The organism is Lysinibacillus sp. FJAT-14222 (assembly GCF_001278875.1).
Taxonomy (GTDB): Bacteria; Bacillota; Bacilli; order Bacillales_A; family Planococcaceae; genus Lysinibacillus; species Lysinibacillus agricola.
On record NZ_LIYL01000050.1, the window covers coordinates 48,054 to 66,600 of the forward strand.

General features: G+C 37.9%; 12 protein-coding genes and 2 pseudogenes. 3 read left to right on the forward strand and 11 right to left on the reverse strand.

Annotated features, from left to right (window positions below; all coding sequences use genetic code 11):
- Positions 1–29 precede the first annotated feature (29 nt).
- On the reverse strand, positions 30–2,156 hold the full coding sequence (locus AN161_RS21135) for an AAA family ATPase (RefSeq protein ID WP_075807312.1): 2,127 nt from the start codon (positions 2,154–2,156) through the stop codon (positions 30–32).
- Between the two features lie 270 nt (positions 2,157–2,426).
- Here AN161_RS21135 and AN161_RS21140 point away from each other — a divergent pair, with 270 nt between their 5' ends.
- A complete protein-coding gene (locus tag AN161_RS21140) occupies positions 2,427–3,113 on the forward strand; it encodes a Crp/Fnr family transcriptional regulator (protein WP_053596308.1) in 687 nt (228 codons plus the stop codon).
- A gap of 68 nt (positions 3,114–3,181) precedes the next feature.
- Here AN161_RS21140 and AN161_RS21145 read toward each other — a convergent pair whose 3' ends face one another.
- Both AN161_RS21145 and AN161_RS21150 read right to left on the reverse strand, forming a co-directional pair.
- A complete protein-coding gene (locus AN161_RS21145) occupies positions 3,182–3,490 on the reverse strand; it encodes a metal-sulfur cluster assembly factor (RefSeq protein WP_053596309.1) in 309 nt (102 codons plus the stop codon).
- 53 nt (positions 3,491–3,543) lie between these two features.
- Positions 3,544–4,308 (reverse strand): prolyl oligopeptidase family serine peptidase, encoded by a 765-nt coding sequence (locus AN161_RS21150; protein WP_053596310.1) that lies wholly within the window; start codon positions 4,306–4,308, stop codon positions 3,544–3,546.
- A gap of 121 nt (positions 4,309–4,429) precedes the next feature.
- On the opposite strand from AN161_RS21150, the gene AN161_RS21155 reads away from it, so the two are divergent.
- Entirely contained in the window at positions 4,430–5,239 is an 810-nt protein-coding gene (locus tag AN161_RS21155; RefSeq protein WP_053596311.1) for a Cof-type HAD-IIB family hydrolase, read from the forward strand.
- A 331-nt stretch (positions 5,240–5,570) separates the two neighbouring features.
- Positions 5,571–6,428: a DegV family protein gene (locus AN161_RS21160; protein WP_053596312.1), complete on the forward strand. Its 858-nt coding sequence runs from the start codon at positions 5,571–5,573 to the stop codon at positions 6,426–6,428.
- A gap of 168 nt (positions 6,429–6,596) precedes the next feature.
- Here AN161_RS21160 and AN161_RS21165 read toward each other — a convergent pair whose 3' ends face one another.
- From AN161_RS21165 to AN161_RS21200, 8 genes and pseudogenes are all read right to left on the reverse strand, one after another.
- Complete coding sequence (locus AN161_RS21165; RefSeq protein WP_053596313.1) at positions 6,597–8,066, reverse strand: alpha-amylase family glycosyl hydrolase; 1,470 nt, start codon at positions 8,064–8,066, stop codon at positions 6,597–6,599.
- A gap of 270 nt (positions 8,067–8,336) precedes the next feature.
- A complete protein-coding gene (locus AN161_RS21170) occupies positions 8,337–8,702 on the reverse strand; it encodes a YisL family protein (RefSeq protein ID WP_053596314.1) in 366 nt (121 codons plus the stop codon).
- Positions 8,703–8,842: 140 nt separating this feature from the next.
- Entirely contained in the window at positions 8,843–9,745 is a 903-nt protein-coding gene (locus AN161_RS21175) for a fumarylacetoacetate hydrolase family protein (RefSeq protein WP_053596315.1), read from the reverse strand.
- Positions 9,746–10,154: 409 nt separating this feature from the next.
- The gene (locus AN161_RS21180) at positions 10,155–11,321 is read right to left on the reverse strand and encodes a DUF418 domain-containing protein (protein WP_053596316.1); all 1,167 of its coding nucleotides are present in this window, start codon (positions 11,319–11,321) and stop codon (positions 10,155–10,157) included.
- Between the two features lie 92 nt (positions 11,322–11,413).
- A pseudogene (gene addA / locus AN161_RS21185) lies at positions 11,414–13,863 on the reverse strand (helicase-exonuclease AddAB subunit AddA); the annotation flags it as partial.
- 23 nt (positions 13,864–13,886) lie between these two features.
- Positions 13,887–15,701, reverse strand: coding sequence for a group II intron reverse transcriptase/maturase (gene ltrA / locus AN161_RS21190; protein ID WP_053596317.1), 1,815 nt, complete (start codon positions 15,699–15,701; stop codon positions 13,887–13,889).
- Between the two features lie 587 nt (positions 15,702–16,288).
- Positions 16,289–16,483 carry a UvrD-helicase domain-containing protein gene (locus tag AN161_RS29060; protein WP_075807313.1) on the reverse strand — a complete coding sequence of 65 codons (195 nt, stop codon included), beginning with the start codon at positions 16,481–16,483 and terminating at the stop codon, positions 16,289–16,291.
- Positions 16,484–17,284: 801 nt separating this feature from the next.
- A pseudogene (locus tag AN161_RS21200) lies at positions 17,285–18,547 on the reverse strand (UvrD-helicase domain-containing protein); the annotation flags it as partial.

Genomic DNA, 18,547 nt, shown 5'->3' on the forward strand with positions numbered 1-18,547 from the left:
TCGCACAATGTGAAACAGGTTTTTTCTTGTTATTTTTCAACAACACATTGGCCATCATGCATTCTAATGTGCAATGTTTCTCCTGGTAATACTTCACCTCGTAGCAATTCTCTTGCAACCGCAGTTTCAATATAACGTTGCACGAAGCGTTTTAGGGGTCTTGCGCCAAACTGAGGATCTGCCCCTTGTTCTACCACCCAATCAATTACATCTTGATCTACTTGTAAAGCAATGTCCTGCTCCGCAACTCGTTTTACAAGCTGTTCGACATAATTCCAAGCAATCGCTGTAAAGTGCTCATCTGATAGTGCATGGAACATAATAATATCATCCATACGATTTAACAACTCTGGTTTAAAGTGCTGACGTAGTGCAGCCATCACTAAATCCTCAACTGCGGCATCGTCCTCTTTTGCTTCCATCAAATAACTTGAGCCAATGTTAGAGGTTAAAATGACAACTGTGTTCGTAAAGTTGACCATACGGCCTTGGCTATCGGTAATCCGACCGTCATCTAAAATTTGCAGTAAAATATTCGCGACATCTGGGTGTGCCTTTTCAATTTCATCTAATAATACAACTGAATATGGATTACGGCGAACAGCTTCTGTTAATTGTCCACCTTCCTCATAGCCAACATAACCTGGAGGTGCCCCTACAAGACGTGATACGCTATGTTTCTCCATATATTCACTCATATCAATGCGAATAAAATGATCTTCAGAATCAAATAGCTGTGCCGCTAGTGCCTTCGCAAGTTCTGTTTTACCAACACCCGTTGGTCCTAGAAATAAAAAACTACCAATTGGTCGATGCGGATCTTTGATACCAGCTCGAGCACGCCATACCGCTTCAGTGACAAGCTGCACAGCATTGTCCTGCCCAACCACACGTTCATGTAATGTATCTTTTAAACGCAATAATTTTTCGCGCTCGCCTTCCACTAATTTTGTCACTGGTATCCCTGTCCAGCGTGAAACAATAGATGCGATCTCATCGGCAGTTACCTCTTCACGTAAAATACGTGATTCCGTACCATTCTCTAATTGTTTCTCCATCTCTTGAATTTCCTTTTCAAGAGTAGGAATTTTCCCATGACGTAGTTCGGCTGCTTTATTTAAGTCATATTTACTTTCTGCTTCATCTAAGTCACGGCGGTATTTATCAAGTATTTCACGTTTTTTCTGAATGCCTTGTAACGCTTCTTTTTCGGTTTCCCATTGTTTACGCATGCCCTCAGAGGATTCTTTTAGCTTTGTTAAATCCTCACGCAACTGCTCTAGACGCTTTTTACTTGCCTCGTCCTTTTCTTTACACAGTGCTTGCTCCTCAATTTCTAATTGCATAATACGGCGCGTTACTGCATCTAGTTCCTGTGGCATTGAATCAATTTCTGTTCGAATCATCGCACAGGCTTCATCGATTAAATCAATGGCTTTATCTGGCAAGAAGCGCTCTGTAATATAGCGATTTGAAAGCTCTGCTGCCGCTACAATAGCACGGTCATGAATACGTACCGCATGATGTAACTCAAAGCGCTCTTTTAAGCCCCGTAAAATGGAAACTGTATCCTCCATAGATGGCTCACGCACAAGCACCTGTTGGAAACGACGCTCTAAAGCAGGATCTTTTTCAATATACATACGGTATTCATCTAATGTTGTAGCACCAATACAATGCAACTCACCTCGCGCAAGCATTGGCTTTAACATATTCCCAGCATCCATTGCACCATCCGTTTTACCTGCTCCAACAATTGTATGAATTTCATCGATAAATAAAATGATGCGCCCCTCAGATTCCTTTACTTCTTTTAGTACACCTTTTAAACGCTCTTCAAATTGTCCACGATAGCTAGCACCTGCAATTAAGGCACTCATATCCAGCTCATACAGTACACAATCTTTTAATCCTTCAGGAACATCGCCCTTTACTATACGTTGGGCTAATCCTTCTACTATCGCTGTTTTACCAACCCCAGGCTCACCTATTAAGACAGGGTTATTTTTCGTTTTGCGTGTTAAAATACGAATGACATTACGAATTTCTTCGTCACGACCGATAACCGGGTCCATTTTGCCGTCTTTTACTTCTTCAATTAAATTACGTCCAAATTGCTCTAATGGTTTTTTGTCATCTGTTTGTTGAAATTGCATGTTTAGCACTCCTTTTCAATAATGTTAGCGGAATCCCGTTTGCCATTCTGTTTCATTAAAAATGTTTGACCTTCTTTGACTAACTTTATTTTACAACATACGACAAACCTTAGCAAAGAATTAGCTCTAAATTTCTTCACTTACAATTGGAAAATTACGTTATAATAAAAGTATGTTTCTTAGATTTAATATCGAAATTATTCACCATCCTTTTGTAATTAACAGCCAAGTATTACAAAAAGAAAGCGATGTGTTGGAGATATGATTAAAATGGATAGTATACAAGAAAAATTTCACGATCTATTTCAAAAGCATGGTGTTTTTATTAAAGTAAATAAGGATAGTAAAATTTTTTTAGAGGGCGAACGTGCGAATGAAATATATTATATAAAAACAGGAGCTATCTCGATTAGTCAGGAAACCGAGAACGGGAAGGAATTAACCATTCGAATTTGTGGTTCAGGTAGTATTATTGGTGAAGGCTCATTATTTTGTAATCTAACATATCATTCCATGACTGCAAAAGTATTAGAACCTTCAACTTTATATGTTCTAAGCCGTAAATCATTGGAACTTTTATTAGTGGAACAACCTAATTTAATGGTGGAATATATGAAGTGGTTGCAAACAGAAAATTTAAAGCATCAAAGTCGTTTGCGTGATTTAGTTTTAAATGGTAAAAAGGGCGCTTTATTTTCAACGCTGATCCGTCTTTCGAATACTTATGGCAAGCCTTTAGAAAATGGCACTATTTTTATTGATTTCCCATTAACAAATACAGAAATTGCTAATTTATGTGCGACGAGTAGAGAGATGATCAATCGCATGCTTAATGATTTAAAGAAACACAATATTATATCGTTCGAAAAAGGTTATATTACCATTCACGATCTACAATTTTTAAAGGATGAAATCGCCTGTGAGAATTGTCCGTTACAAATATGTCGTATCGATTAATCGCTACACACAAAATCCCCGCTTATGAGTTATAAACGGGGATTTTTTTCTCGTGCCTTTAAGCGGACTTATCGTACACCTAATGCCATTTTTGCATAGCGTGACATTTTATCTTTTGACCAAGGTGGATTCCATACAATATTGACATTTGTACTTTTTACCTCTGGAAGCTCACCTAATGCTGTATTCACTTGATCAACAATAACAGGTCCCATTGGGCAGCCCATAGACGTTAGCGTCATTGTAACGGTTGCTACACCTTCTTCATCTAACTCTACATCATATACTAAACCTAAGTTGACGATATCAATACCAAGCTCAGGGTCAATTACATTTTCTAATGCACCGAACATGCTGTCTTTCATATCTTGATCCATCTGTATTTCTCCTTCCATCACAGTGTTAACTTAATCATAGCAGATGCGTCTTATTATGCCAAATGCTGTGCAAGCCATTCTGTTGCAGCTAACATACCGTCTCGTGACACAGCGTGACCTGCTTTTTTATTAGCTAAGAATTTTAAGTCATCTGGATTTGCTTCATAGTATTTGCGTAAAGTTAAATAAAAATTATAAGTTTCTTTGAAAGGTACTGTTTTATCTAGTTCCCCATGCCAAAACAATACAGGTCGTCCTGCAAATTTTTCTGGTGTTAGGCTGACATCATATTTAGCTAGAAGTTCATTCGTTTGCTGTACCTCTTCTTCGGACATTGGCCAGTTAACACCGTTTTTAGCGAATTGCTGTAATTGATACTCAGCCAATTTAATAAAACCTGGTGCACCCATACATACTGCTGCTGTTTTAATCCAATCATAAAGCTTTAAGCAGCCTGACGTCACAATTCCACCCATTGACGTACCGGCAATGCCAATTTTATCATTTATTAATAATTGTTTATTCTTTAATTCATTATATAATTGTTCAACTTCATGAATAGAATTTAAAACAATATCCCAAAAGTGTAAGCTCATTTGCATCTCAGACAGGCCTTCACTACGGTCGCCATGTAATTTTGCATCTGGTAGTAGGACACGCACCCCTCTACCTACTAATTGATATGCATAATGTAAGTTATGTTCTTTTGCACTCATAAAGCCATGTAAAAAAATCACTACTGGGGTTTCTTCATTCATATTTTCTGTATGTATATGTAATAAAGGAATATTCCCCCACACTTCTTTCTCAACAATCATCTTTGTCACTCCCAACTTTTGTCTCATCTTTATGTTAGCAAACTTTTATCTATGTGACAAAATTTTGACGAATGGATAACAAAGAGATACTATTCAAACTATAGGAAAGGGGCAATAAGCTATGAAACCGCATTTAATCGTTTTAGATTTAGATGGTACGTTATTAACGGACCAACAACAAATTTCAGCAAAAACTAAAAAAACATTATTGCAGGCAAAGGAACAAGGTCATCAAGTGATGATCGCTACAGGTCGTCCTTATCGTGCGAGTGATATATACTATCACGAGCTTGGCCTTACAACGCCCATCGTAAATTTTAATGGTGCTTATGTTCACCATCCAAAAAATGCTTCTTGGCAGACTATGCATACTCCTATTGATTTAGGCGTAGTGCATAATGTCGTCGAATCCATCAATAGCTATGAATACGAAAATATTATTGCAGAGGTTAAGGACGATATTTATGTGCATACAGAGGATGAACGGATATTAAATATCTTTAATATGGGGAATCCAAAAATTACTCTTGGGGATTTATATACTCATTTACACGACAACCCCACTAGTTTACTGATTCAAGCTAATGATGTAAATTCAATGATTATTCGTGATCACTTACAGGCTGTTCATGCAGAGGTCATTGAACATCGTCGCTGGGGTGCGCCACTCCATATTATTGAGATTGTTCGACGTGGCTTAAATAAAGCAGTGGGAATTGCTCATGTAGCAAAGGATTTAGGTATCCCACGCGATCGTATCATTGCATTCGGTGATGAGGACAATGATTTAGAAATGATTGAATATGCAGGATTAGGTGTTGCAATGGGTAATGGCATTTCTACTTTAAAAAATATTGCCAATGAAATTACAACAACCAATAATGACGATGGAATCGCTAAAATACTCATCGATCGCTTGAAATTATCCTAGTTAAGTAGTAAGTTCAAGTTAACATTCCATTTTTTACAGTTTAACTTTATTCAGTAGTACCCTTTATCCCGATATCATATTTAACACTAATGAGTACTTGCTGAATAAAGTTAAAAATATGTAGCAACTATCAATAATGTTGAATTGTATGAGTTGCAATTATACTGAAACTCGATATGATTATTTATCTATATAACATTTACTAGGAAATAATTTAGAGAAGCTTAGAGTGGAAAGTGACAGCTCGACACTTGTTCACCTGTTATGTAGTATAGGTATTTGAAAACTTCTCATATAGAGTTAAAAGAATGTTAAATTAGGGGGACAAATGATGAAAATTTTTACTGATAGTGGATGTGACTTACCAAAATCATATTACGAAGAAAACAATATTGAACTTCTTCCACTACGAGTGCAATTGAACAATAATGAATATGATGATGTCATTTCGATTAATTCCAAAGAAATTTACGATGCAATTCGTCAAGGTGCTCGCCCAAAAACATCCCAAGTATCACCAGAGCTTTTTCTCAAGCATTTTGAAAATCTAGCAAAAAATGAAGAGGAAGGTATCTATATTGCCTTTTCATCGGAATTATCAGGCACCTACAATACGGCGGTCATGATTCGTAATCAAGTACAAGAGCAATATCCATCACTCAAATTAGCTATAATCGATTCTAAATGTGCTTCATTAGGTTTTGGCTTAGTAGTTGAGGAAGCTGTTCGTCTTCGAAATACAGGTGCTTCGTTGGATGAAATCGAAGCCAAAATTACTGCCCTTACCCCACAAATGGAGCACTTATTTACGGTTGAGGATTTAGATTACCTCGCTAAAGGTGGGCGTGTATCAAAGGCAAGCGCATTTCTTGGAGGGCTCCTAAGCATTAAACCTATTTTAAATGTAGAGGACGGCAAGCTTGTGCCGATTGAAAAGTCACGTGGACGCAAAAAAGCCATCGCTCGCATGTTAGAATTAATGCAGGAGCGCGGTGATAACTTTTCTGAGAAAATTGTTGGTATTAGCCATAGTGATGATGTGGACTTCGCCAATGAAGTAAAGGCTTCTATCCAAGAAAGATTTTCACCAAAAGCTATTCAAGTAACAATGATTGGTTCAGCTATCGGCTCCCACGTAGGACCAGGTACAATTGCCATCTTCTTTACGAATAAAAGCTATCAAGCTTAATAAAAACCCCCTCCACACTTAATGTAAAAGTGTAGAGGGGGTTTACAATTTTTCCCGCATTAACGGGTAATTAGCGAAGCGTCAGGTACAAGACCTCCACCTCAAACTCAGCGAAAGCAAAGAAGTGAAGTGGGGATGAAGAAAGTCCCAACTGATTAAAGTTTCACTTTATTTTGGAACATCTTGCTCCTTACGTCGTACTTTACCTCGTCTAATAATTACAACTACAAATCCTATGAATATTACCCACACTAATCCTAGCGCTACCATATATGGGATATTGAATCCTTCATCATTTTTAATTTGATAAACCTCTACCATTTCGCGGTCTAAAATAACTGGATAAACGTCTTTTTCATTAATACGAACTTTTTCTTCATGTAAAATACCATTTAGCATTTTACCTTCACCAATCTGAGCTGGTGTTAAATCAACGCGTTGTGTTTTACCAGTATTGTTAACCATGATGACCCATTTCTCTTCGTCAGATGTACGTGTAAATACAAGTAGGCCATTTTCATTTGTGATAACTTCAAAATCACCATTGCGTAATGTAGCAGATTGATTACGTAAAGATTGGACATTTTTAATATAGTCGATTAATTCTGTATCTGTTTTAAAGTTATATATTTGATGCGTATCTGGCTTTTCTTCCCCGTTCATCGCAATTTCTGTACCATATTGCACAACTGGAATCCCTGGCATCATAAATAAAGCACCCATCGCCATTTTCAAACGCGTCGGCGGGAACATATTTTCAGTTGCAGAATCAAATGTAAAACGATGTGTATCTAGCGAATCAACCATAATCTGAGTTGGTTTCTCACCTGTAAAAGGCTCCATCAACTTAGAAGAATCCTTATCAACATTTTTAAATATATTACGGTAAATATCCGCTGTAGCTGGTGAAAAGCTTGCATCAAAATTTGCATCACTTTCTTCATTTGAAATCACAAAAAGCGATTTTTTCGTATCTTTTAATGCCGCAATCATTGCATCGATAAATTCTGTATCGGCACCAACAATATTAGTTAGACGCACCCCACCAACATCATATGTAGAGACAAAGTCTGTTGCTGATTTAATAAGCGCTTCTTGCACATCTTTGTTTGTTAAGTCCCACTGTACTTGTCCATTATTTGTTGAAGCAATCCAGTCCTTTTTTGCTGAATCCTTTGCCCACTCATGATTCGGACTTACATTATTAAGTGGAAAATCAACCATGATCGACATATTTTTGGCTTTATAGGCCTCAACGACACTTTGAAACTCTTCAGATGTCCCAAAATGACGCTCGATTGTAGAATAGCTCGTCAGCATCGAACCATCATATTTCTCAGTGGCAAAAATTGGACCAATGGAAACGATTGTAAAGCCCATCTCTCCGATAAATTTCAGTTTATCTTGTAGACCTGCAAAATCGCCTCCTGCAAATTTCGTAGGGTCTTGCGTATTTGTATCAAAATCGTTAGTGCCCGAACCATTAAAGAAACGGTCAACGAGTAAATCATAGATGCTTTCTTCTGCAATCGTTCTTGTTGATGCTTCATCAGCATGTGCAACTGGTGTAGCACTTACTAATAAAGTTGCTAGTAAAAGCGATGCAGCTGTCGCACTTATCCACTTCTTGAATTTCACTTTTATTCCCTCTCTTTCAAACCAATCCATCGTCATTTTACCAAATAAAACAGTCACGTCGCTATCATTTCAAAATATTTTCCGAAAATGCAAAATGAATTACGGCAAAAAGGTGTCAACTTCTTCTTCGAATACAGTTCATCGACTTGGTAGCAGGATTCGAGCAGTTTGTCGGGCTAACCGATCACTTCTTCGGCTTTCCTAAGCAGTTTTTTTATCTCCCCAAAAATAAAAGTCGTGAAGCTAAATCTTCACGACTTTTCTAAATAATTATGCCAAGAAATGTAGTCCTATTGGCAGTTTGAAGCCTAAGAATAATGTAATGAATAAGAATACTGCGAATAAAATCCAAAACAGGCCAGTTGGTTTATTTTTCTTTTGACGAACTAATACCATTTCCATCATACCAATGACTAAAATACCGCCTAAGAATTTCAGACCATAAAGCATTGGATCATTAGTTTGATACTGGAAGAATAGTGCCCCACCAGTAATAATAATTAAAATGTAGAATAAACGTAATGTCATATGTAAGCCTTTTGACTGCTTGCCCATTAATGCTGCAATTAAAAAGATTACGATTGCAACTACCCAAGTAGCAATATGCGCATGTGTTGAGTCAGTTAAAAATCCCATTATTGTCCCACCTCATATTCTTTTTTCTATCAAACTCTATCCTATCATGTGATGGGAAGGGTTTCAAACATTACCATAGTGTTCACACAATATACTTAAAAAAATCCGCGGAGTATAAACTCGCGCGGATTTGAGAGCCATTATTCAAAATGATTGACTAATGTACCGATGCCTTGAATGGATACTTTTACAGTATCTCCAGCTTTTAAGAATTGTGGTGGATTCATGCCTTTTCCAACACCAGCTGGGGTACCAGTTAAAATAACATCGCCTGGCTCTAATGTTACGTGCTGAGATAAAATCGATACTAATGATTCTACAGAGAACATCATGTCTTTTGTTGAGCCGTTTTGACGTACTTCATCGTTTACTTTTGTTACCACTGTTAACTCTTGTGGATTTGGAATTTCATCTTTTGTCACAAGGTACGGTCCAAGTGGACAAGTACCTTCCAAGCTTTTTCCTAAGAAATATTGTTTATGTTTTTCTTGTAAATCACGAGCTGTTATATCATTGGCAATTGTGTAGCCAAATACATAATCATATGCTAAGTTTTTCGGAATATTTTTACCACGTTTACCAATAACAATTGCTAATTCGCCTTCATAATCCATTTTGGATGAAAGATCAGCATGAATAGAAATAGTTTGGTCATCAGCAGCAATAGCAGTCGGAGATTTTGTAAATACCACTAAGTCTGTTGGGGCTGCCTCTGCACCCATTTCTTTTGCATGTTCATTATAGTTTTTCCCAATACACATAATATTTTTTGGTGTACGTGGAATTGGTGATAACCATTCGATCACTGTAAATTCACGTTTAAAGCTATCTGCACGATCTGATTTTTCAGCGGCTTCTACTAATTTACGAATCTGTTCAACAAAATCAAAGCCTAAAGCTATGCCATCCACGATTGAACTTGAAAAAGAAGGGAGAACTTGAAGTTCATTTTGAATAGCGAGTACATCCCATACCGCTTCTTCTTTTTTTACTTTTGGTCCAAAGCTTACATGTCCACCTAATTTAAATGATAAAATTTTCATGATTTTCAGAGCTCCTTCTTTTTTCTACATGATACAACAATATTATAGGAATTGCCTTACTTTTGCGACAACTATTTTTATTCCTAATATTTCGCAGGCTCTTCACCATAACGTGGAGTTAATTTCCGTTCCGACTAGGCGCTTTGTTGCTGACGCTTCGCTGCAGGGTCACATCTGTGACGCTGATCCCCAAGGAGTCGCCCAGTCGTAACGAAGATCAACTATTTGCATAATATACGTTTTAACAAATGCTATCCCCAACTTTTGTTAATGAGCCAAATCGCAATAAATTATTCTTATTATACAAGACGCATTCATTCACTTTATGTTGCCATCACATTAAAAATGAAGGCTGATTTCCATCGCAGATTGCTCGATTTTTGCAAGAGAGTCGAGCACCTTCACACAATTATCCCGCTTTAGTATTCGCCTTATATGTTAATTTCCGCCATAAAGCCTCTAACGGACCCTGTTTCCATTTCGCTAGCCAAATTTCCGCCACAATCATTTGTACAACAATAATACTGATTGCAATTAACACGCCTGTTTCAACGCTCACTTTTCCATACCAGCCAAATCCAAATTGATAAAATAAACATGTTCCAATTATCGATTGAAGTATGTACATCGTTAACGACATGCGCCCCATTTTTGCAAAAGGACTGAGTAACTTTGGTACAACTGGCAGTAAACAAAGTAATACAATAATCCCAATATAGCCAACTGATAAAATTGGACCACCTATGTATACTTTCAAGTAGTCTAATAAATGCGTACGCGTCAACATGATAGGTAAGCTCTTTACAAAAATACCAATTGCCACCCCGGCTATTGCTAACGTCAGCCAAAGCCATTTTAACTCCTTTGCTCGTTCCACTAAACGCCATTTAGAGGCTGCGGCACCAATTAACATATATGGTAAAATTGTAAATAATGCTACAAACCACATGCCTATCCCAGCCTGAATAGATAAATCGGTTAAACGTTGCATAAATGCATCTACCCAACTCCCCGTTCCATAAGCAGTTATCGCTTGCTCTACTGAAGTTATATCTAAATACTCATCAATCTCTGTATTAAAATTAATAAATCCTACAATAAATAACATAAAAGCTTGCATAATACCGTAAATGATAATACCGATTGACAATAACCAAATCGGATGTAGACGTAATAATAGCAATAAAAATACGCCACAAAATGCATACATCATCAAAATGTCGCCCCACCAAATTAGCACAGCATGGATAAAACCAAATACAAATAATACAGAAAGTCTTCGCAGTCCTATCGAATAAAAATTTTGTTCACGACTTTGTGCTTTCTGCCATTGCATAGCGAATCCATAGCCAAATAGCATGGCAAATAGTGGATAAAAGCTACTTTGTACATAAATATCTAAATTTTGCTGCCACACCATATCTGACGGTGTTGTAAACCATGATGCCAAATCAATATATGGCATCGGCAAATAAAAGGCAAATATATTTACGAGTAAAATGCCTAGTAAGCTAATACCTCGTAAAATATCTAATGTTGCGATGCGTTCCTGCAACATTGTCGGTTTTAAATCCACAAAATAGCCTCCTCTATTTAATAACGCTTTAGTGAAAACAGGGCGTCTACTCTTGTAAACTACTTCAGATGCCCTATTTTCACCGCGTTTACTTATGCATGTAAAGCTCGCTCAATATCTAATAAATATAGAACTTTGTCACTCACTTTGATTTGAAGAATAGATTCGATTGCCTCACTATAAACTCTGAGTTGCACACCATATCTGCCTAAGAGTTCCTTCGTTAGCGCTGGCTCCTCAGCAAAATGTGATTGGATGCGATCTGTCTTATAATCAAGCAAGACCCATTCACCGTTTTCATCCTCAAATAAGCAATCAATAATCCCTTGTACAATTTGAGCATCGCCATCTTCATCTACTCTACTAATCGTAAATGGCATTTCTCTCCGGACTGTTTTTGCCTTTTTAAAACGATGTCCAATGTCTGTTGTAAAGAAATTATATATTTTTTTCCATGGAACAACCTTTCCCTCAGCCTCCGTCAATAGCTGCCTTGCCACTAAATCAGCGACAAACGCCTTAACCTCCTGTACATCCGTAAAGCCGTTTTGAGGTACATGCTGCATGACTGTGTGGACAGCTGTTCCGATTTCTGCGCCTGTTAGCTGCTTGTCCTGTAAAAAGCTTGGACGTGGCGCAATGGTTGTCATTTTTTGCTTAGAAGGTACTGAAAAGTAATATTCAGGCTCCTCCTGCCGCTGTAAATTTTCTAAACGCTTAATTTCACTAACAGATGTTTTTGAGCGTTTTTGTGTTGATTTTTGAAATGAATACTGTGCTTGAAAGCGCGTCGTAATTTCTGATAATAACTCTACGTCATTAGGCGTTTCGAGCAATTGCTGTACCTCATCCTCTAACGCTTGCAAATCATACGTATAATGTCTCGTATCGACAGCACGTACCCACCAATGTGATACATCTTCAGGTGCCTTATAAGTGGAAGTAGCAATTGCTGTAAAATCTGCATGCCTTGCAACTGCAGGCCCAATCCAGTCAAAGTAGCTATTAGCTCGCGCACGTAAATACTCCTGAAGCGGGGCATCTACCGGCAAACTTTGTGCATCCTGCCAATTGTCGAGCGTTTTACTCCAATTTTTCACAGACCCTACTAAAATAAGTCGCTCCTTCGCACGTGTCATTGCTACGTATAATACACGCATTTCCTCAGCACGCATTTCGAGCTCCTTTTTCTCCTTTAGAGCTAAAAAAGGTAGGGATGTATACGTAATACGATTTTCTGGATCAATCGCCTTCACTGCAAGGCCAAAATCTTGATCGAATAAATATGGATTGTGGAAATCCATTTTATTAAACGGTCGCCCCATCCCTGCGACAAAGACAACAGGATATTCCAAACCTTTTGAAGAGTGGATGGTTACAAGACGCACGACATCATCCTTTTCTCCAATTGATTTGGCCGTTCCTAAATCATCACCACGCGTACGCATACGGTCAATAAAGCGTAAAAAACGAAACAGTCCTCGAAAGGCTGTTTTCTCATACATTAATGCCCGATCGTGTAAAACACGTAAATTGGCCTGACGCTGCTTGCCATTTGGCATCGCTCCAACCATCTCGTAATAATGCGTGTCTAAGTAAATTTTCCAAATTAAATCTGACAATGAACCACGGCGCGCTAAATCCCGCCAGTTTTCAAATGCCAGCATAAAACGTTGAAGCTTCACAAAAGTGTCAGTCTGTACACCATGCCCATCACTTCGAATAAATTGCCTTAATGCATCATAAAACGGCGCTTTTGAATCTGCTAGCCGTATTTTTGCTAGCTCATTTTCTGTTAAGCCAACAAATGGAGCGCGTAGCACTGATGCCAAAGGAATATCCTGATATGGATTATCGACAACCTTCAGTACGTTCAGCATAATCATGACCTCAAGCGCATCGAAATATCCTTTGGAGGACTCCGCATAAAGAGGAATTCCCGCAAGCTTAAATTCCTCCACTAAATCTGTTGACCATGTCATTGAACGCATTAAGATCACTATATCACTATATTTTAAAGGACGTTCTGTCTTCGTTTTTGTATCAAATACGGTTGTCCCATCCTCCATCATCTGCCGAATACGCTCAATGATAAAACGTGCCTCATACTGTGATTTTTTTAATTCCTCTAGTTCAGAGGCTTCACTAGCAATATCTTCTGCCTCTTCGTCCAGCGCTTCTTCTCCAGGAGGATGCATGATGACTAGCTCTACTGGAACTTCTCCGTCATTATACGGAGCTGCTGGCTTTAATGAAGCATTTTCATCATAGAGAATTTCTCCAACGCGCTCACCCATAATTTGTGCAAATACATAGTTTGTAGCGTTCAACACTTCTTTCCGACTACGGAAATTAGCGTTTAAATCGATTCGCATTCCTGTCAAATCTGGGATCTCTAGAAACTCGCTATACTTTCGCATAAAGAGCTTTGGTTCTGCTAAACGAAAACGGTAGTAGAGTAGGAACCCAGCGCCTTGCTACATTTCTGTAGTAGGTTTCCAGTGAACCCCTCCCCGAACCGTACGTACTCCTCTCAGAGTATACGGCTCTCCACTTATAACAAATCTATCGTTGTTTATGAATTTCTTTATGACATTTATCACACACGACTAGCGTTTTTCTTTGCTTAGCGAGCATTGTCCATTCCCAATATTCTTTTCCCTTTAAATTCTTCACTTTATTTATGTGATGAATTTCGAATTTTGTATCGGGATGATTGTCTCCACATAATTCACATTGTCTTGCACTTAGTCGTTTTTCTACATCATTTCTGCCTTGATATACATAAAGATTAGGTAGTTCATCTATTGTTGCTTTGACGCTTTCTTTCCTTTTTTCAAAACCATCTTTATAGAAATATGCTATTCTTTCACCTTGTTTTGTTTCGTATTTTACTCCCCAATACTTACCTTGTTTAAACTTAACCTTCATTTTTGCTACTGAGGATTTGTATTTATTTGCAAGTGTTTTTAAACAGCTATATTCCATTACATAACGTAATTGCCACATTTTTTGGTTTACATTTTCCGCTAGAGCATAATAATTATATAAACCACGTAGCTCTGCGTTATACGTTTCGATGATTTCTAAATCAGAAAGTCCAACTAATCTTGTTCGATGCAACATATCCCATTGTTTCGCATCAATGTCTTTGACCATTTTATTTTTTACGATTACTTTTTCAATTGTTCCTTTAGGTATTCGTAATTGTACATATTCTCTATATTTACGTTTAATAACACCGTTTTTATCTTTTGCCGTACTTAAATCATGGCTAATTGATATATCGTAGCTTAAAAAGTTCGCAAACTTTGTACTATGCGTAATGAGCGTCTTATCTTCTGACAATTCAAGTTGTAAATAATTTTGTAGAAAGTCTTTCATTGTTTGCTTAAGCATTTCACAATCTTCTTTACTACCATTGACGCCAACAATAAAATCATCTGCATAACGTACATATTTTATTGCTTTATATGTGTCCGTGTTCGACTCATAGTACGGTAAATTAAGCAAAATTTTCTTATTCGCCTTATATTCTTCAATCATTTCTTTTCGCAAAACTTCATCTTCTGTTGCATTAATTTTTTTATGCAAACGTTGGTTACGCATATCATATTTTCGATATTCAGTATTACGTTTACGTTTTTTTGGTTCACCTAAATCAAAAGAAGGCTTTAATTCTTTTTCAATATAATCATCAAATTCATTTAAATAAATATTCGCTAGTAACGGACTAATAATTCCGCCCTGTGGAGTTCCACTATACGTCTTTTGGAATCGCCAATTTTCAACGAATCCTGCTTTTAAGAACTTCCACATTAAACGAATGAATTTTTCATCTTTGATACGTTTTCTTAAAATAGTAATTAAAATTTGATGATTGATGTTATCGAAAAATCCTTTTATATCGCCTTCAATGAACCAATTTACCCCTGTAAAGGTTTTCTTCATTTCGATTAATGCTGTATGACAACTTCTTTTTGGTCTGAAACCATGCGAATGATTTGAAAATTTAGGCTCATAAATGGCTTCTAATATCATACGACAAACTTCTTGTACAATACGGTCTGTAAACGTAGGGATACCAAGTGGTCGTGTACCACCATTTTTCTTTGGGATATGAATACGACGAACTGGCTTCGGTTGATAGCTTTCATTTTTCAACGTATCAACGATTGCTTGAATTTTTTCTTCCCCGAATCCATCCGCTGTTTCTCCATCAATACCTTTTGTTGCACTACCTTTATTTTTGTATATCTTCGTATAGGCTTTTATATAAAAATCTTCATTGTATAAATGTCTGTATAGACGGTCAAATGTATATCCGTCTTTCATTGCTTGTTTCGATAGATTGTATAAGACAATTTCTGAACTTTGCATAGAGCATTTCGCTCCTTTCCTCATTGTTTATACGTTATAAGCTGCTCTCCTTCGCCATGTAATAGGCTTTCCCTATCTCCGACTACTACGAGAGCTCCGTTACCATATTGGATTTTCAGTACCCGTGTACATAGCCTTGTGGCACTCCAACTTAGGTAATCCCCATTTAGTATATTGTATACAGGCTTGATTCATTGTCGGAAGGAACGTTCATCCTTTTCTTCAATCTTGAAGTGTGTCTATTCTTTCGTCAATCAGAAACTGGGATTGTGCATCAATCTAGTACACGTTCCCATGTTCAGTCGCAAGCATCTAATACGCTGAACAGAATAGATTCTAGGTTTCAAACGGTTTCCTAGATGGTTAAGCATGACCCCACTCGGACTATTCTTCAAGCAGTTTAGCCTTCTTCCTTATATGAATCTTTTATATCTTGCCATTCAGTCGTAGCCTTTCCGTTTAGGCTAACTTATGACTTTAACCGACATGCTACACTCCCTCTTTGGTTTCCCATCAAGATAAGTCGGTTGATATATAAACCGTTTCTATAGTTTATTCACCGCCAAATGGTGAAATATACAATACCCTTATGGGCGCACAATACTTTGTTTTACGTCCCCAACCATAAAGAGATTTCCCTCTTGCTCACTACCTGTTTTCACAAGCTGTAATATTGTTTCTTGCAGCATATTTGATATGGATAGGTAAGCCTTTGAAGTAATCTCTAGCTTTTCCCCCCATTCACACCGTACGTGAGGGTTTCCCCTCATACGGCGTTCCATCAATTAATTGCTCTTCATCCTATTATTTCATTTCCGTAAAGCCTAATCCCTTATTGGCGTTAACCGTTTCAGTCAATGTACTCACCTTTATCAATCAAGAGATTGTTCAGTGATTCCATTTCTCTTAGTCCTACTCGAACCTGAAAATCATGAAATATAGTATGAGTGTTCAATTAACTAACTAATGGCTATCCCTCCACCGCTTATTATCACGGCTTCCTAGGTACTGTGCCATCACTTTCACTAACTTAAAACAAGGTTATACGATGAATTCGTTTTCCCTCGTACCGTTTCGTCGAGTACAATCTCTCCACGTAGTCAGCTTCCCACGTTCCAAGAACCATATCTTTTCATACAGAATCCTTAGGTCATTCCTCTAGCCCTGTTAGCTGGATGATGCCTATAACATCATAAGGTGTTTCATAAAGACAATTCTTACTCCACCTCACTAACCCGCGCGTGGCGGACCACCCTTTCGAATGGCTATACCTCTAGAGCCGTACATTCGGAATTTCGTCATTAGATTGTTGTTTAACCTAAATTCTAACCATAGATTCTCTTATAGAACCCCAGCCTATCTACCACACAAGATACCTCTATCTCGCTTTCCTTCTTTCGATTAGGGTAATATTCAGCTGACTTCACCGAGCTTATAACACCATCATAATTGCCTATGCTGATGCTATTCGGAGGATTAGGTCGAGCCTTTCAGAGCGTTACCTCATCATTCGACTCATCTGATTTCTTAGTTCTCCTAGCAAATATGCTAGTGGCTAATCTTTTCAATTAGCAACGTGTCGCACTATCTTGGTATTCGTCAACAAGTACTTCTTTAAAACGCTGTTTCAAATCTAGTGCAATAGGTGAAGGTTGTAATTCACCTTCGACTTCTACCGTTAAAATTTGCAATGCGAAATGCTCTAGATCCGAGAAATCAATAATTCCTCGTTCTAATTTTGCCATGCGGAACCTCTCACTAAAAACATTTGTCAATTCGACTAATGTTCCTATCGTCGGACCCATTAAGCGAATTTCTTCAAGCAAGCGTGCAGGAGTCCGAACAAAATAGGTCTCTTTAAGTTTGTTGACAATTTTTTTAGCTGCCTCACGTTTTTTCTTGGCAAGCTCCTGTAGCTCCACATCCACTAAAGCATCCTTTGATACACGCTTTAAAGTTGACCATTTCACAGTTGCGAAATAATCAAAGAGTTCCTGCCACGTTCCTTCACGACTAATGCGAATGCCTTCTTGAATCATGGCAAAATCAATCTCTGCTGTTTCAGCATATGGTGCAGGTCCCTCAGGCTGTAGCGTAATGGCTCGCATTTCAGAAATTAAAACGAAAGCCTCGTCAAGACTATGCTTGACTGTTAATTTCACATATTTCGACAGCTCTAAATCATCAATTGTCACGTCTGCAGCTAAGTCATATGTCTCTGGTAGACTACGAAGCCATTTTTGAGGCTCTGTATGAACGCGGGATGTATCATAAAGCTTGCTTATTAAGGTTTCTATCGCCTGATCATCACGATCCGATGTAAAGCTATCAACAAGACGATAGATTGCTTGAATCTGTGCCTCATCCTCAGAATCGTAAGCATCTTCTAATACTTCTGCTAATATATCGTCCCTTAACAAAGCAACCTCTGCCTCATTTGCTATACGAAAGCCTGGATCAATATCTAGCATATAGGCATACTGCTTCACAATAGCTAAGCAGAAAGAATGCAGTGTTGAAATTTGTGCTTTATTGACAAGGCTTAACTGACGTCTTAAATGATTGGAAGTTGGATTTTCTGCAATAGCCTTTTCAAGTGCCTCTGCCATACGATGACGCATCTCAGCAGCGGATGCATTTGTAAATGTTACGACAAGTAACTCGTCGACATTGATTGGATTCTCTTTTGCAACTACCTTTTCAATCATGCGATTAATGAGAACTGCCGTTTTACCAGAGCCTGCCGCAGCCGATACAAGTGTATCCTGGCCGCTTGCATAAATTGCCTTCCACTGGTCGTCAGTCCATGTCACTTCCGTTGGCTTTTCGGGTATTTTTTGTACCAA

Coding starts and splice junctions, on each gene's coding strand:
- AN161_RS21135 (WP_075807312.1), bottom strand. CDS start 2,156: ATGCAATTTCAACAAACAGATGACAAAAAACCATTAGAGCAATTTGGA.
- AN161_RS21140 (WP_053596308.1), top strand. CDS start 2,427: ATGGATAGTATACAAGAAAAATTTCACGATCTATTTCAAAAGCATGGT.
- AN161_RS21145 (WP_053596309.1), bottom strand. CDS start 3,490: ATGGATCAAGATATGAAAGACAGCATGTTCGGTGCATTAGAAAATGTA.
- AN161_RS21150 (WP_053596310.1), bottom strand. CDS start 4,308: ATGATTGTTGAGAAAGAAGTGTGGGGGAATATTCCTTTATTACATATA.
- AN161_RS21155 (WP_053596311.1), top strand. CDS start 4,430: ATGAAACCGCATTTAATCGTTTTAGATTTAGATGGTACGTTATTAACG.
- AN161_RS21160 (WP_053596312.1), top strand. CDS start 5,571: ATGAAAATTTTTACTGATAGTGGATGTGACTTACCAAAATCATATTAC.
- AN161_RS21170 (WP_053596314.1), bottom strand. CDS start 8,702: ATGGGATTTTTAACTGACTCAACACATGCGCATATTGCTACTTGGGTA.
- AN161_RS21175 (WP_053596315.1), bottom strand. CDS start 9,745: ATGAAAATTTTATCATTTAAATTAGGTGGACATGTAAGCTTTGGACCA.
- ltrA (WP_053596317.1), bottom strand. CDS start 15,701: ATGCAAAGTTCAGAAATTGTCTTATACAATCTATCGAAACAAGCAATG.
- AN161_RS29060 (WP_075807313.1), bottom strand. CDS start 16,483: ATGGAACGCCGTATGAGGGGAAACCCTCACGTACGGTGTGAATGGGGG.